The sequence below is a fragment of the Arthrobacter sp. Y81 genome, from assembly GCF_002929335.1.
Classification (GTDB): domain Bacteria; phylum Actinomycetota; class Actinomycetes; order Actinomycetales; family Micrococcaceae; genus Arthrobacter.
Map to the genome: position 1 here is coordinate 68,626 of NZ_PJIL01000012.1, position 14,251 is coordinate 82,876.

General features: G+C 67.2%; 17 protein-coding genes. 1 reads left to right on the plus strand and 16 read right to left on the minus strand.

Translation table 11 applies throughout. The features are described from left to right. Nucleotides 1-73 precede the first annotated feature (73 nt). The 8 genes from lgt to hisI form a co-directional block, all read right to left on the minus strand. Nucleotides 74-1,261 (minus strand): prolipoprotein diacylglyceryl transferase, encoded by a 1,188-nt coding sequence (gene lgt / locus CXQ91_RS16055; RefSeq protein ID WP_104174905.1) that lies wholly within the window; start codon nt 1,259-1,261, stop codon nt 74-76. 3 nt (nt 1,262-1,264) lie between these two features. Continuing rightward, the gene (gene trpA / locus CXQ91_RS16060) at nt 1,265-2,083 is read right to left on the minus strand and encodes a tryptophan synthase subunit alpha (RefSeq protein ID WP_181038921.1); all 819 of its coding nucleotides are present in this window, start codon (nt 2,081-2,083) and stop codon (nt 1,265-1,267) included. Next, nucleotides 2,080-3,411 (minus strand): tryptophan synthase subunit beta, encoded by a 1,332-nt coding sequence (gene trpB / locus CXQ91_RS16065; protein ID WP_104174906.1) that lies wholly within the window; start codon nt 3,409-3,411, stop codon nt 2,080-2,082. The genes trpA and trpB overlap by 4 nt, the downstream gene beginning before the upstream one ends. Before the next feature lie 84 nt (nt 3,412-3,495). Further along, nucleotides 3,496-4,314, minus strand: coding sequence for an indole-3-glycerol phosphate synthase TrpC (gene trpC, locus CXQ91_RS16070; RefSeq protein WP_104174907.1), 819 nt, complete (start codon nt 4,312-4,314; stop codon nt 3,496-3,498). 2 nt (nt 4,315-4,316) lie between these two features. Further along, nucleotides 4,317-4,604, minus strand: a complete 288-nt coding sequence (locus CXQ91_RS16075; RefSeq protein WP_104174908.1) for an HGxxPAAW family protein — start codon at nt 4,602-4,604, stop codon at nt 4,317-4,319. Between the two features lie 75 nt (nt 4,605-4,679). Then, nucleotides 4,680-5,342: a Trp biosynthesis-associated membrane protein gene (locus CXQ91_RS16080; protein WP_258074037.1), complete on the minus strand. Its 663-nt coding sequence runs from the start codon at nt 5,340-5,342 to the stop codon at nt 4,680-4,682. Then, entirely contained in the window at nt 5,342-6,949 is a 1,608-nt protein-coding gene (locus CXQ91_RS16085; protein ID WP_104174909.1) for an anthranilate synthase component I, read from the minus strand. Before CXQ91_RS16085 ends, CXQ91_RS16080 begins: the two co-directional genes overlap by 1 nt. A gap of 86 nt (nt 6,950-7,035) precedes the next feature. Then, nucleotides 7,036-7,509: a phosphoribosyl-AMP cyclohydrolase gene (hisI, locus tag CXQ91_RS16090; RefSeq protein ID WP_104174910.1), complete on the minus strand. Its 474-nt coding sequence runs from the start codon at nt 7,507-7,509 to the stop codon at nt 7,036-7,038. Nucleotides 7,510-7,609: 100 nt separating this feature from the next. On the opposite strand from hisI, the gene CXQ91_RS16095 reads away from it, so the two are divergent. Beyond that, entirely contained in the window at nt 7,610-8,254 is a 645-nt protein-coding gene (locus CXQ91_RS16095) for a TIGR03085 family metal-binding protein (protein WP_104174911.1), read from the plus strand. A 93-nt stretch (nt 8,255-8,347) separates the two neighbouring features. Here the strand turns inward: CXQ91_RS16095 and hisF are convergent, their stop codons facing one another. From hisF to ribD, 8 genes are all read right to left on the minus strand, one after another. Further along, nucleotides 8,348-9,124 (minus strand): imidazole glycerol phosphate synthase subunit HisF, encoded by a 777-nt coding sequence (gene hisF / locus CXQ91_RS16100; RefSeq protein ID WP_104174912.1) that lies wholly within the window; start codon nt 9,122-9,124, stop codon nt 8,348-8,350. Between the two features lie 58 nt (nt 9,125-9,182). Further along, nucleotides 9,183-10,040, minus strand: coding sequence for an ATP phosphoribosyltransferase (hisG, locus tag CXQ91_RS16105; protein WP_104174913.1), 858 nt, complete (start codon nt 10,038-10,040; stop codon nt 9,183-9,185). 59 nt (nt 10,041-10,099) lie between these two features. Next, nucleotides 10,100-10,363 (minus strand): phosphoribosyl-ATP diphosphatase, encoded by a 264-nt coding sequence (locus CXQ91_RS16110; RefSeq protein WP_028270786.1) that lies wholly within the window; start codon nt 10,361-10,363, stop codon nt 10,100-10,102. Between the two features lie 104 nt (nt 10,364-10,467). Beyond that, the gene (gene ribH / locus CXQ91_RS16115; RefSeq protein ID WP_104174914.1) at nt 10,468-10,953 is read right to left on the minus strand and encodes a 6,7-dimethyl-8-ribityllumazine synthase; all 486 of its coding nucleotides are present in this window, start codon (nt 10,951-10,953) and stop codon (nt 10,468-10,470) included. Nucleotides 10,954-11,013: 60 nt separating this feature from the next. After that, nucleotides 11,014-11,727, minus strand: coding sequence for a GTP cyclohydrolase II (gene ribA, locus CXQ91_RS16120; RefSeq protein WP_104174915.1), 714 nt, complete (start codon nt 11,725-11,727; stop codon nt 11,014-11,016). After that, nucleotides 11,724-12,434: a 3,4-dihydroxy-2-butanone-4-phosphate synthase gene (ribB, locus tag CXQ91_RS16125; protein WP_104174916.1), complete on the minus strand. Its 711-nt coding sequence runs from the start codon at nt 12,432-12,434 to the stop codon at nt 11,724-11,726. Before ribB ends, ribA begins: the two co-directional genes overlap by 4 nt. Beyond that, nucleotides 12,431-13,087, minus strand: coding sequence for a riboflavin synthase (locus CXQ91_RS16130; protein WP_104174917.1), 657 nt, complete (start codon nt 13,085-13,087; stop codon nt 12,431-12,433). The genes ribB and CXQ91_RS16130 overlap by 4 nt, the downstream gene beginning before the upstream one ends. Next, complete coding sequence (gene ribD / locus CXQ91_RS16135; RefSeq protein WP_104174918.1) at nt 13,087-14,235, minus strand: bifunctional diaminohydroxyphosphoribosylaminopyrimidine deaminase/5-amino-6-(5-phosphoribosylamino)uracil reductase RibD; 1,149 nt, start codon at nt 14,233-14,235, stop codon at nt 13,087-13,089. The genes CXQ91_RS16130 and ribD overlap by 1 nt, the downstream gene beginning before the upstream one ends. Nucleotides 14,236-14,251: the final 16 nt, after the last annotated feature.

Below are 14,251 nucleotides of genomic sequence, written 5' to 3' on the forward strand. Positions count from 1 at the left end.
GGGCCCTGGTGCCACGACGCTGTGGGAACGGGCGCTGCGAGCGGTAGCTCTGCGGCCCGGTTGCCGGAACTGACTACTTGGTGCCGTCAGTGCCCGGCGCGGATCCGGAGTCCTGGTGATCGGGGTTTCCTGCTGCCGGCGAGCCCTTGACGGGCTTGGTGCCGACAGATGAATCCGTCACCGCTTCAGTTGGGGCGGAAGTGTGCCCCGGACCGCTTTGGTTATCTGGGAGATTACCACGGGACTCACTATCTGAGACACTCTTGTCCGAATGCCGGATGCTTTTGCCGTGCGCAGGAACTGCTTCCAATTCGGCGTCCTCACCGTTCCCGGCGTCAGCGTCGCCCTCCTTCTCCGCCGGAATGTGACCGGCAAGATAAGGGGTATCCGGCTCATCGCGCTTGCGGAGGCCCAGCACCACGAACACGATCAGGGCCGCCAGGAACACCACGATGCTGGTCCAGACGTTGAGTCGGGTGGTGATGCCGAACAGGTTGATCTGTTCGGCGTCGTCGATCCGCATGGCTTCGATCCAGACCCGGCCCAGCGTGTAGTACATGGCGTAGATCCAGAACAGCCGTCCGCGGCGGAAGTTGAACTTCCGGTCCAGCGCCAGCAGGATCACCACACCCGCGATGTTCCACAGGGATTCATAGAGGAACGTCGGGTGGAACAGCGTGTCAGCCGGCATTCCAGCCGGGAAGTTCGCGTTATCGGCGTCGATCTGCAGGCCCCAGGGAAGAGTGGTGGGCCCGCCGAAGAGTTCCTGGTTGAAGTAGTTTCCCCAGCGCCCGACGGCCTGGGCCAGCAGCAGCCCCGGAGCAGCGGCGTCCAGGAACGCTGTGAGCTTGACCCCGGCCCGGCGGCAGCCGATCCAGGCGCCCACGGCGCCGAGGAGGACAGCACCCCAGATCCCCAATCCCCCGCGCTGGATCTGCGGGATCAGGGAAAGGTCACCCGTGCCGTCGAAGCCGGGGCCGAAGTAAGCGTCCGGTGACGAGAACACGTGGTAGAGGCGGCCGCCGATGATACCGAACGGGATCGCCCAGATGGCGATGTCCCACAGGCTGCCCTCCGGCGTGCCGCGCTTATTCCAGCGGACCGACGCCAGCCAGAGGCCAACGACGATTCCGGCAAGGATGCACAGTGCGTACGCGTGGATCCGCAGTGACCCCCACGGCAGCGGAATGTCGAACCCGGACCAGTCCGGACTCGGAATACTGGCGGGGAGCATGGCCGCCGCGTGGAGGACAGTCTGCATTGTTTAGGCTTCTTCCCTGGTCAGGCCGGCGCTGAGGTCTTTGGTGAGGGCCGCGACAGCCTCCACGCCGCCGTCGCGGATGGCGGCGACGAGCGCCGTCCCCACGATCACGCCGTCAGCGTAGGCCGCGATCTCGCGGACCTGGCCGGCATTGGACACGCCGAGCCCCACACAGACGCGTTCCGCTCCTGCCGCGTGCGCGGCAGCCACGACGCCCTGGGCAGCGCTGCTGACGGATTCGCGGGCACCGGTGACGCCCATGATGGACACGGCGTAGACGAAGCCGCGGCTGGCATCCACCGTGCGCTTCATCCGTTCCGGCGAGGAGGACGGGGCCACGAGGAATACGCGGTCCAGTCCGTACTTGTCCGAGGCGGCCATCCACTCGGCGGCTTCGTCGGGAATCAGGTCAGGGGTGATGAGTCCGGCTCCCCCGGCCTCGGCCAGGAGGCGGGAGAATTCGTCCACGCCCATCCGGATGACGGGGTTCCAGTAGGTCATCACCAATACCGCGGCGTCGGTCTTGCTGGTGATGCCGCGGACGACGTCGAAGACCTGGCGGACGTGGAATCCCTTGGCGAGGGCCTCGGTGGTGGCGGCCTGGATGACCACTCCGTCCATAACGGGGTCGGAGTACGGGATCCCGATCTCGATCAGGTCGGCGCCGTTCTCAGCCAGCGCGATGCCGGCTGCGATGGTCTGCTCCACGTCGGGGTAGCCGGCGGGCAGGTAGCCGATGAGGGCTGCCCGTCCTTCAGCGCGTGCCTTGTCGATGGCGGCTGCCGATTTGCTGGTGCTGGTGATGTCCTGAACGCCGGTCACAGCTGCTCCCCCTCTTTGCCGATCTCGGCCTCTACAGAATCCTTGTCCAGCAGGTCGAACCATTCAGCGGCCGTGGCCACGTCCTTGTCCCCGCGGCCGGAAAGGTTCACGATCACGATCTTGTCGGCTGCGGCTTCGCCTGCGCTGCTGGCCTCCGCCGCGAGGCGCTGGCCCACCTTGATGGCGCCGGCAAGTGCGTGGGCGGACTCGATGGCGGGGATGATGCCCTCGGTGCGGCAAAGGAGCCGGAAGGCGTCCATCGCCTCCGAGTCCGTGATGGGCTCATAGCTGACGCGGCCGATGTCCGCGAGGTAGGAGTGTTCCGGGCCGACGCCCGGGTAGTCCAGCCCGGCCGAGATGGAGTGCGACTCGATGGTCTGGCCGTCGTCGTCCTGCATCAGGTAGGAGCGTGCGCCGTGGAGCACGCCCGGTTTGCCCAGCGTGATGGTGGCGGCGTGGCGTCCGGTGTCCACGCCGTCGCCGCCGGCTTCGAAGCCGTAGATCCTGACGGAGGGATCGTCCAGGAAGCCGTGGAAAATGCCGATGGCGTTGGAGCCGCCGCCGATGCAGGCGCACACGGCGTCGGGAAGCCGGCCGGTCTGGTCCAGGATCTGGGCGCGGGCTTCCTCACCGATGACCTCGTGGAAGTACCGCACCATGGCCGGGAACGGGTGGGCTCCGGCGGCGGTGCCGAGGAGGTAGTGGGTGTGGCCGACGTTTGCCACCCAGTCGCGGAGTGCCTCGTTGATGGCATCCTTGAGGGTCTGCGAGCCGCTGGTCACGGGAATGACCGTGGCACCCAGGAGTTCCATGCGGGCCACATTCAGCGCCTGGCGGCGGCAGTCCTCGGCGCCCATGTACACCACGCACTCGAGGCCCAGCAGGGCCGCGGCGGTGGCACTGGCCACGCCGTGCTGGCCGGCGCCGGTCTCGGCAATCACGCGGGTCTTGCCCATGCGCGTGGCGAGCAGGGCCTGGCCGATGACGTTGTTGATCTTGTGCGAGCCCGTGTGGTTGAGGTCCTCGCGCTTGAGGAAGACGCGGACTCCCCCCGCGTGCTCGGCGAAGCGCTTGGCTTCGGTGAGCAGGGACGGGCGCCCGGAGTAGTTCTTGTTCAGGTCCGCGATCTGGGCGACGAAGTCCGGGTCGGCCTTGGCCTTTTCGAACGTGTCCTCCAGCTCATCCAGGGCCGCGATGAGGGATTCGGGCATCCAGCGCCCGCCGTAGGAGCCGAAATAGGGACCTGGCGCGTGGCGCAGGGACCGGTCTCCTTGAAGAAATGCGTCCGCGGTGCCCTCGTCAGAGCCGGTTGTTGGCGCGTCGACCATCGGTCTCACCATCCTGTTCCACTGTTCTTAAGAAATATCGGGTGGCGCCCGGCCGCAGCTTCCTGCGGGCGGGCGCCCCGGTCGTCAGACCCTTGCTGCGATGGCTTCCGCCCCAGCAGCGGTAAATTCGGCAATCCGCTCGCGCGGCGTTGCGTCGCTCACGAGCGCTTCGCCCACCAGCACGGCGTTGGCGCCGTTCGCGGCGTAGTGCCGGACATCGTCCGCGCCGCGGACTCCGGACTCCGCAACGATGACAGCTTCCGGAGGGATGCTGCCGGCGAGGGAGGCGAAAACGGAACGGTCGACGTCGAGCGTCTTGAGGTTGCGCACGTTGACGCCGATGATCCGGGCCTCCGCAGCGACGGCACGCTCAATCTCCCCGGCTGTGTGCGTCTCCACCAGGGCGTTCATGCCCAGTTCACGGGTGAGCTGGCTGAAGTCGCGCAGCTCCGCGTCGCTCAGTGACGCCACGATCAGCAGGATCACGTCGGCGCCGTGGGCGCGGGCTTCCCAGATCTGGTATTCGTCAACCGTGAAGTCCTTGCGCAGGAGCGGAACATCCACCGCCTGGCGGACGGCGTCGAAGTCGGCGAGGGATCCACTGAAGCGGCGCTGTTCAGTGAGCACGCTGATGACGGATGCTCCGCCGTCGGCGTACTGGACCGCCAGGTCGGCCGGATCGGCGATGCTTGCCAGGTCGCCCTTGGACGGGCTGCGGCGCTTGATTTCGGCGATGACCTTCAGCTGGTTCCGTGGCGAGGAATCGCCGCCGAGGGCAGCCCATGCGTCACGCGCCGGGGCGGCCGCGGCAGCGCGTTCCTTCAGCTCAGCAAGGGACACCAGGCGCCGGCGGGCCTCCAGGTCTTCCCGGGCACCGGCGTTGAGGTCGTCGAGGACAGTCACTGCTAGTGGCCGGAGTTCTTCAGCTTGCTGCCGTCCACGCCGTAGCCTGCCTTGCGCATGATCCAGCCGGCAAGCAGGCCGATGACCATCACGGCTGCGCCGGCAATGAAAATGGGCGTGCTGGCGATGACAAAGGCGATGGACGCGATGAGTGCGCCGATCAGCATAACGATCACACACGTCCAGGCTGCCGGGCTGTTGCCGTGGCCGAGGTCTGCGCTGTGGTCGACGCCGGTGTTGACGTTTTCTGCAGCAGCGGATTTGGATGCGGAAACAGTGGCTTTGCTCATGGAAATCTCCTCAGGATGAATACTGCTTACATTCTGCCATTTTTTGGCCGTGCCTTGGACATCGGCGGGCCCGGCCTACGTGGGATCGTCGCCCCGGGACAGCCTGTCCCAGCTGTCGATCTCGTCCGCCGGGCCCTCGGCTGCACCGGCCGCTGCGGCGTCATACTTAGTCCGGGTCTTCCAGTAGCGTCCCGCCGGGATGATCAGCAGGGCACCAAGCCCCAGCAGAATTCCGGCGACGACGGCGAGTGCGGGAAATGCGGAAACGCTCACCTGCACGCTGCTCCCGGTGATCCCGGTGGCTGCCGCGATGGAGCCCTGGGCCGCAGCGAGCGGGTCGGCCATTACCGTGACGGCCGCGGTGACGATGCCTGCCGAGGCCAGGACGATGATCGCGGTGATGATCCAACGGGCAATCCGGCCGGCGATCGATGCGGCCAGGCCGCCCGCCAGCGCCACCAGGGCCAACGCGGTGACAGTGGTGGCTGCCTTGCTGCCCTGCACCTGCAGGCCGTCCTGGCTGTTGACCGCCTGGCCCAGCTGGGCCGGGTCAAGGTGGACGGTCAGCCAGGTCTGGGTGGTGCTGCCGAAGGCCGCGAGGGCCATGGCCGCAATGATCAGCACCAGTGAGGACTTCCGCGCCCACACCGGGGCCCCGGTGCGCTTGGCGGCCGCCGGCTGAATGGCCCCGCCTTCCTGCACGGCGCCATCCTGGGTACCGTCTTCCCGGACACCCATCAGCGGCCTGCGCTTTGACTTGGGGTGCCGCCGGCGTCTCCGCCGGTTGTCTGTCCCGGCTCCGGAACGGACTCGGCAGTGATGTTGTGCAGGGATCCCGCTGTGTGCACGGCGCGCAGCGGCGCGGCAGCCTTGTTGACGGTTTCCAGGGCTTCCGTCGGGTTGACCGAGTCGGCCACAATGCCGCCGCCGGCCTGGACGTAGGCCCGGCCTTCGCGGAGCAGTGCTGAACGGATGGCGATGGCCATGTCCATGTCGCCGGCGAAGTCCAGGTAGCCCACCACCCCGCCGTAGATGCCGCGGCGGTGCGGTTCCAGCTCGTCCAGGAGCCGAAGCGCGCGGGGCTTCGGGGCTCCGGAGAGCGTGCCGGCGGGGAATGTGGCCTTCAGGACGTCGTAGGCCTTGGCGGCGGGCGCGAGCTTTCCCACCACCGTTGAGACCAGGTGCATGATGTGGCTGAACCGCTCCACTTCCATGAACTGCGTGACATCCACCGTGCCGGCAACGCACACCTTGGAGAGGTCGTTGCGGGACAGGTCCACCAGCATGAGGTGTTCGGCGCGTTCCTTCTGGTCCGCCAGCAGCTCCTCGGCGAACACCTTGTCCGCCTCCACGGTCTTTCCCCGCGGACGGGAACCGGCGATGGGGTGCGTGATGACTTCCTCGCCCGTGACCGTCACGAGAGCCTCCGGGGAAGAACCCACGATGGAGTACTCCCGGCCGGCGGCGTCCTCCAGGCTGAAGATGTACATGTACGGGCTGGGGTTGGTGTTCCGCAGGACCCGGTACACATCCAGCGGATCGGCACCGCACTCCATTTCGAAGCGGCGTGAGATGACCACCTGGAACACTTCGCCGTCAACGATCGCTTCCTTGCCGCGGTCCAGCGCAGCGAGGTAGTCAGGCTCGTTCCAGCGCTCCTGCACGCTGGAGGCAAAGTCCAGCGCGGCGGGTTCCAGGACCGAAATCGGCTGTTCCACGGGCGTACTGACCTTGGCCAGGAGTGCCTTGACCCGGGCCACGGCGTCATGCCAGGCCTCATCCACGCGCTCGGAGCTGTTGTCGAAGTTGATGGCGTTGGCGATCAGCAGGACCGTGCCGTCCATGTTGTCGTGCACTGCCATGTCGGTGACCAGGTTCAGGGCCAGTTCCGGCAGCTGCAGGTCGTCTTCGGGCGGCCTGGTGAGCTTTTCCCAGTGCCGCACGGTTTCCCAGCCGAGGAAGCCGACCAGGCCGGAGGTGAAGGGCGGCAGCCCGTCGAAGCGGTCAGTGCGCAGGGCCTCCACAGTGTCCCTGATGGCATCCACAGGGTTGCCGTCGACGGGTACGCCGGCCGGAGGCTGGCCCAGCCAGTGCGCCTGGCCGTCCTTGGTGGTCAGGGTGGCGCGGGATTTGGCGCCGATAAAGGAATAGCGGGACCAGGCCCCGCCCACGGCGGCGGATTCCATCAGGAAGGTGCCGGGCTGGCCGTTCGCCAGCTTCCGGTAGAGCCCGATGGGCGTCTCCGCGTCGGCCAGTACCTTGAGCCGGACGGGGATGACGCGGCTGTGGCTGGCGAGTTCCCGGAATTCCTCGAGGCCCGGGCTGATGATTCCAAGGTCCTGCATGGCTATGGTTGTCCGCCTCTTCGTAAGTGGTGCCTGAATCTTGTGGGTGGGAGCCGGCGGCTGCGCCGCTCCCGGCCTGGAACGTCCTAGCTGGCGTTTCCGGTGACGCTGGCTTCGCCGGCAACCACGGACAGCCCGCGGCCGTCGAAGCAGGTCCGCGTGCCCGTGTGGCAGGCCGCGCCAACCTGGTCGACGCGGACCAGCAGGGCGTCGCCGTCGCAGTCCAGTGCAACCGACTTGACCCATTGCACGTGGCCGGACGTATCGCCCTTGCGCCAGTACTCCTGGCGGGACCGGGAGTAGAACGTCACCCGCCCGGTGGTCATGGTGCGCCGCAGCGCCTCGTCGTCCATCCAGCCGAGCATAAGGACCTCGTTGGTGTCGAACTGCTGGACGATGGCGGCCACCAGGCCGGCACCGTCGCGCTTGAGGGCGGCAGCTACGTCGGCCGGAAGAACGCTGCCGTTGTGTGCAGCAGCCGGCGCACCAGCGCGTGCAGTATCGGGTGCCGAAACGGGCACTGCAGAAGGTACTGGGGCGGGGGCGGGCTGCTCAGACATCAGACCAAGTCTAGTGCCTCACCACAGTGTGACGATCAGCTCGAAATTCGGAACGGTTCCACTGCGCAACTCGCCGCCTCTCGTGCTAGTTTCACAAGTGATGCATTTCGTCGATCCGTCCCGAGAAGTCCTGGCCGAAACCCTGTTGGCGGCCGGTCCTGACTCCCCCACGCTCTGCCGGGGCTGGCACACCCGTGACCTCGCCGCGCACCTTTACCTGCGCGAACGCAAGGCCGGCGTCGGGCTTGGCCTCATCATCAAGAGCCTGGCCAAAGCCTCCGATGAGGCCACCGCGAAGCTGGCCGCCAAAGTCAAGACCCCCGAGGACTACGCCCGGCTGGTCAACACCTTCCGCGGCGGCCCTCCGGCACTGTCGCCGTTGCGGATCAAAGCCCTGGCCGAAAGCTCCAACCTCATTGAGTACTTCGTGCACACCGAGGACGTCCGCCGTGCCGTGGACCGATGGGCGCCGCGGGCCCTGGACGAGGAATATTCAGACGCACTGTGGGACGAACTCGTCAAGCGCGCAGCCATCCTGTACCGCGGAGTGGACCTGGGCATCGTGCTGGTGCGTCCGTCCGGTCCACGCCACGTCGCCAAGCGCGCCCCCGTGTCGGTGGCCATTGTCGGCGAACCCGGCGAACTGCTGATGCACGCCCACGGGCGCACCCGCCACGCGCTGGTCACCTTCGAAGGCCAGCCGGACGCCGTCGCGCTGCTCCAGTCAGCCGAAGTCGGCCTCTAACTAACCCCGTTTGACGGGAAACTCGGGGCCACGTTGCGCCATCCGGTCAAAGGATGACGGCGCACGTGGCCCCGCGTTTCTTAAGGCTGTTGGCTAGCGGACTTCGAAGCCCGCCGCACGGATGGCGGTCTTGACCTGCGAAATCATGTCGTCGGGTCCGAAGTGGAAGATCGACGCCGCCAGGACGGCGTCCGCCCCGGCCGCGACAGCAGGGGGAAAGTGTTCGGGCTTGCCCGCGCCGCCGGATGCGATGATGGGCACCTTGACTGCACCGCGGACCAGGCGGATCAGTTCGATGTCGAAGCCGTCCTTGGTGCCGTCCGCATCGATCGAGTTGAGAAGAATTTCGCCGACGCCGCGCTCCGCGGCCTCACGTGCCCACGCAATGGCGTCAATGCCGGTCCCCTGCCGGCCGCCGTGGGTGGTCACTTCAAAACCCGACGCCGTCGGCTCGGATCCGGGGCGGGTGCGCCGGGCGTCCACCGAGAGCACCAGGACCTGCGAACCGAAGTGCCTGGTTATTTCGTCAATGACGTCTGGCCGGGCGACGGCAGCCGTGTTGATGGAGGCCTTGTCCGCCCCGAAGCGCAGGAGCTTGTCCACTTCGGCGACGCCGCGGACACCGCCGCCGACCGTCAGCGGGATGAACACTTCCTCGGCGGTGCGGCGGACCACATCGAAGGTGGTCTCGCGGTTGCCCGATGACGCGGTCACGTCCAGGAACGTCAGTTCGTCGGCTCCGCCGTTGTCGTAGCGGTGTGCCAGCTCGACGGGGTCCCCGGCGTCCCGGAGGCCCTCGAAGTTGATGCCTTTGACCACTCGGCCGGCGTCAACGTCCAGGCACGGAATGACGCGCACTGCTACAGCCATGATTACTCCTGAGGATTCGCTGGAGGGGATTCGGTGAGGGCCGTTGGACGGGCCCGGATCAGATCCGGCAGGCGTGGATGCTGCTGACCAGGATGGCGCGGGCACCCAGGTCGTAGAGCTCATCCATGATCCGGTTGGTTTCCTTCTTGGGAACCATGGACCGGACGGCAACCCATTCCGAATCGCGCAGCGGCGACACCGTGGGTGATTCCAGGCCCGGCGTCAGGGCTGCGGCCTGCTCCACGAGTTCCTTGCGGATGTCGTAGTCCATCAGGACATACTGCCGGGCCACCAGCACGCCCTGCAGGCGGCGGATCAGCACCTCGATCTCCTTGGCCGTGCCGTTCGCCGTGCCCTGGCCGGTGCGGCGGATCAGCACCGCCTCCGACTTGAGGATCGGTTCGCCGAAGATCTCCATCCCGGCAGCCTTCAGCGTGTTGCCGGTTTCGACGACGTCGGCAATCGCATCGGCGACGCCGAGGCGCACCGATGATTCAACGGCGCCGTCCAGGCGGACAACTTTGGCGTTGATGCCGCGCTCGGCGAGGTAGCCGCGCAGGAGGCCGTCGTAGCTGGTGGCCAGGCGCTTGCCTTCCAGCTGTTCAGCTGCACTGAAATCGCCCACCGGGCCGGCGAAGCGGAACGTTGAGGCGGCAAAGCCCAGCGGCAGCAGCTCTTCGGCTTCCACCTCGGCGTCGAGGAGCAGGTCGCGGCCGGTGATGCCGACGTCGAGGGTGCCCCGGCCGACGTAGACAGCAATGTCCCGCGGGCGGAGGAAGAAGAATTCAATGTCGTTGTCCGGGTCCACCATGACCAGTTCGCGGGTATCGCGGCGCTGGCGGTAGCCGGCTTCGGACAGCATGGCCGAAGCCGCTTCGGACAGGGATCCCTTGTTGGGGACGGCAACTCGCAGCATGAGGGGTCTTTCTGGGTTAGGAAGTCTTGGTTACAGGCAATCGGCCACGCTCAGCATGGCTACAGATGCTTGTAGACGTCTTCCAGGGTCAGGCCTTTGGCGAGCATCAGAACCTGCAGGTGGTACAGGAGCTGGGAGATTTCCTCGGCTGCGGCCTCATCGGATTCGTACTCGGCGGCCATCCAGACTTCGGCGGCTTCCTCCACGACCTTCTTGCCGATGCCGTGGACTCCGGACTCCAATTCTGCGACGGTGCGGGAGCCTGCCGGACGGGTGGCTGCCTTCTCACTCAGTTCTGCGAACAGCGTCTCGAAATTCTTCACGCCCTCCAGCCTACTTGCTCCGGCCCTGACCCCGCCTGTCGGGCCGTTCCATGACGGCGCGGATGTGAGGCAACACACAGGACCGGAGCAAGCAAGCGGGACGCCTACCGGTACTGCTTGAGGGTGACGGCGGTGGCCAGCGCAGCGGTGACGGCCTCGTGGCCCTTGTCCTCGGAGGAGCCGGGAAGGCCCGCACGGTCCAGGCCCTGCTGTTCGGTATCGCACGTGAGCACGCCGAAGCCAATGGGTACGCCGGTGTTGACGCTGACGTCGGTCAGGCCCATCGTGGCTGCCTCGCAGACGTATTCGAAGTGCGGCGTGCCGCCGCGGATCACGACGCCGAGCGCCACGACGGCGTCGAAGTGCTTGGCAAGCCGGGCGGCGGCCACGGGGAGCTCGAAGCTGCCCGGCACCCGCAGGACAGTGGGTTCATTGATGCCGGCGTCCTTCGCGGCGCGGAGCGCGCCATCAAGCAGTCCGTCCATGATCTGGGTGTGCCAGCTGGCGGCCACGATGGCCAGCTTCAGCTGCGACGTCTCCGCCGGGTCAAGGGTGGTGAGGTCGATCTCCGGTGCGCCGTGTCCACTCATTAAAGTCTCCTGGTTCGTTTCTGTATCGGGTCAGTCGTGTGGGGGTCAGTCGTGTTCGAGTCAGTCTTGCTCGTGCTGGAAGGGGCCCTGGCCGGCCGCCGGCAGTGCCGTCACCGGTTCCGTCGTCTGGGCGTCCAGGACGAGCCGGTGGTCCATCCGGTCCTTCTTGGTCTGCAGGTAGCGGATGTTCTGCTCGCGGGACGGAACCTCGGTGGGCACCATTTCCACCACGTTGACGCCGGCATCCGCCAGGCGGTTCTGTTTGTCCGGGTTGTTGCTCAGCAACCGCACATCATGGAGGCCCATCTCAGCCAGAATCTGCGCGGCGGCGTTGTATCGCCGCGCGTCAACAGGCAGGCCCAGGTGCTCGTTGGCTTCCACGGTGTCGAAGCCGGCTTCCTGCAGGGCGTAGGCCTTGATCTTGTTGGCCAGGCCAATGCCGCGGCCTTCCTGGCCCCGCAGGTAGAGCAGGGTCCCGCCCTCTTCGTTGATCTTTTCGAGCGCGTACGCCAGCTGTTCACCGCAGTCGCAGCGGTAGGAGCCGAAGACGTCGCCGGTCAGGCACTCCGAGTGCAGTCGCACCAGCGGCACTTTTCCGTCGACGGGCGGGAGGGGGGAGCTGATCGCCAGGTGTTCCGCACCAGTCACCAGGTCTGTCCAGGCCTGTGCCACGAACTCGCCGAACTCACTGGGCAGCTGGACGATGGGACCCCCGCTCACCGGGTGGGTCCCGCGCTCGGCCCTGACCTCGTTTCGTGCCTCTGAAGTCGTCATCGTATCTCCTCACTCCCTGCCGGGACCGCTGCCTGTCCGGTGGTCTGCGCTGCTTCCAGGTATGCCACCAGATCCTCGATGGAGATCAGGGGGCAGCCATGTTCTGCTGCGAAGCCGCGTAGTCCGTCCAGGCGCATCATTTCTCCATCGTCGTACACAACCTCCGCGATCACGCCCACCGGTTCCAGTCCGGCAAGCCGGCACAGATCCACGGCCGCCTCGGTATGGCCCGGACGTTCACGCACTCCACCGTTAACGGCGCGCAGCGGAAAAACATGCCCGGGACGGGTGATTGATCCCGGACTGCTCCCGGGGTCCGCCAGCACCCGTGCCGTGAGCGCCCGGTCTGTTGCGGAGATTCCCGTGCTGACGCCGACGGCGGCATCGCAGGACACCGTGTAGGCAGTGCCCTTGGAGTCCTCGTTGACCTCGACCATGGGCGGTAGCAGCAGGGCGTCGGCGCGGGCGCCGTCGAGCGGTACGCAGATCACCCCGGAGCTGTACCGGACGGTCCAGCCCATTAGGGCGGGGGTGGCATGCTGGGCGGCAAAAATGATGTCGCCTTCGTTTTCACGGTCCTCGTTGTCCACTACCAGGACCGGACGGCCGGCAGCCATCGCACGTACGGCGACTTCGATCGGGTCCAGCCCGGTCCTCGCGCCCAGGTCTTCGGTGCGCAGTTCGGGGGTGTGCTTGACCTGGCTCATTTTGAGTCCCCCGTTCCGGCAGCCACGTTGCCAACTGCGGTGCCGCCGGCGAAGGCGAGCAGGCGCTCGGTGTACTTGGCGAGCACATCAACTTCAAGGTTGACCCTGCCGCCAAGGCTCTTCGCCCCCAGCCCGGTTTCGGCGAGGGTGGTGGGGATGAGGCCCACCTCGAACCACGGGGCCGGTTCCGAGGCCTCGCTGACGGCCGTGACCGTGAGGGAGACGCCGTCGACGGCGATGGAGCCCTTTTCGGCGATGTAGCGCGCCAGCCTTACGGGCACGCCGAACCGCAGCCGGTCCCAATTGCCCAGGCCCTCGCGTTCAAGGAGTTCGCCGACTCCGTCCACGTGCCCCTGGACAACGTGTCCGTCCAGGCGTCCGCCGGCAGGAACGCAGCGTTCCAGGTTGACGGTGTCGCCGGCGTCGAGCTCTCCGATGGTGCTCCGCACCAGGGTCTCGCCCATGACGTCAACGCTGAAGTCCTTGCCGTCAATGGCGGTGGCGGTCAGGCACACTCCGTTGACGGCCACCGAGCCGCCAAGTGCCAGTCCCTCGGTGCTGCCGGGCGCATGCAGGCGCACGGTGGCGCTGACGTCGCCGTTGCGTTCAACGGACAGGACCTTGCCCTGTTCGGCAATAATTCCGGTAAACATCAGTGGCCTCCTGTGGCGGTGCCCGCGCCGGTGCGGTGCGGTAAGGGTTCGGGTGGGTGGATTTCGGATGGGAAAAGTTCAGGGCCGGGGTCGACTGCCAGGCCGGCGGGTTCGGGATGCCCCGGGCAGAGGTGCAGCCTCAAGTCCCGGCCGAGGGTCTGTACGGCTCCCCCGGACGCCGCATCCCATTCCCAGCCCTGGGCCTCGGCCAGGGTGGTGATGCCGAGGTCGCCGAGGGCTGCCGTGCCGGATCCGAGCAGGGTGGGCGCCAGGTAGACGATCAGTTCGTCCACGAGTCCGGCGGCGAGGAAGGCGCTCAGGATCCGGGAACCGCCTTCCACCATGACGTGCCGGACGCCGGCGGCGAAGAGCTGCTCCAGGGCCTCGTTCGGGTCGCGGGTGGGCAGGTGCAGCACGCGGCCGTCGTCCCCGTGGATGGCGGCGTCGTCGGGAATCCCGCGGAGCCCCATGACCGCCCGCAGCGGCTGGCTGCCGGCCGTCTCGCCCGAGGCGTCCCGGGCGGTGAGCCGGGGATTGTCCACCAGGAGTGTTTGGGTGCCCACCAGGATGGCATCAACCCGGCTGCGGAGTCCGTGGTTGTCAGCCAGGGATTCCGGGCTGGAGATCCACTGGCTGGTGCCGTCCGCTGCCGCGATGCGGCTGTCCAGCGTCTGGGCGATGTGAAGGGTGACGAAGGGGCGCTTGGCGAAGACGGCTTCAAACCACCGGCGGTTCAGCTCGAACGCAGCCCGGGCGGACAGCCCGGAACGGACGTCGACGCCGGCGGCCCGCAGCGTTGCGGCTCCGCCCGCGGCAGGATCGTGGGGGTCGTCCACGGCGTACACCACGGACGCGATGCCGGCGTCGATGATTGCCTGGGCACACGGCCCGGTCCGTCCGCAGTGGTTGCAGGGTTCCAGGCTGACCACCATGGTGGACCCGGCCAGGTCGATGCCCTTCATCCCGGCCTGGGCAATGGCGTCGGCCTCCGCGTGGGCGGTCCCGGCGCCGCGGTGGTATCCGGTCACCAGCCGCTGGCCGTCGGATCCGACGACGACGGCGCCCACCAGCGGGTTTGCCCCGCGGGGACCCTGGAGGGCCGCGTCGAGGGCGACCTCCATGGCATCGATCTCGGCAGCGCTGAACATGGCTGTTGTCTGCGGC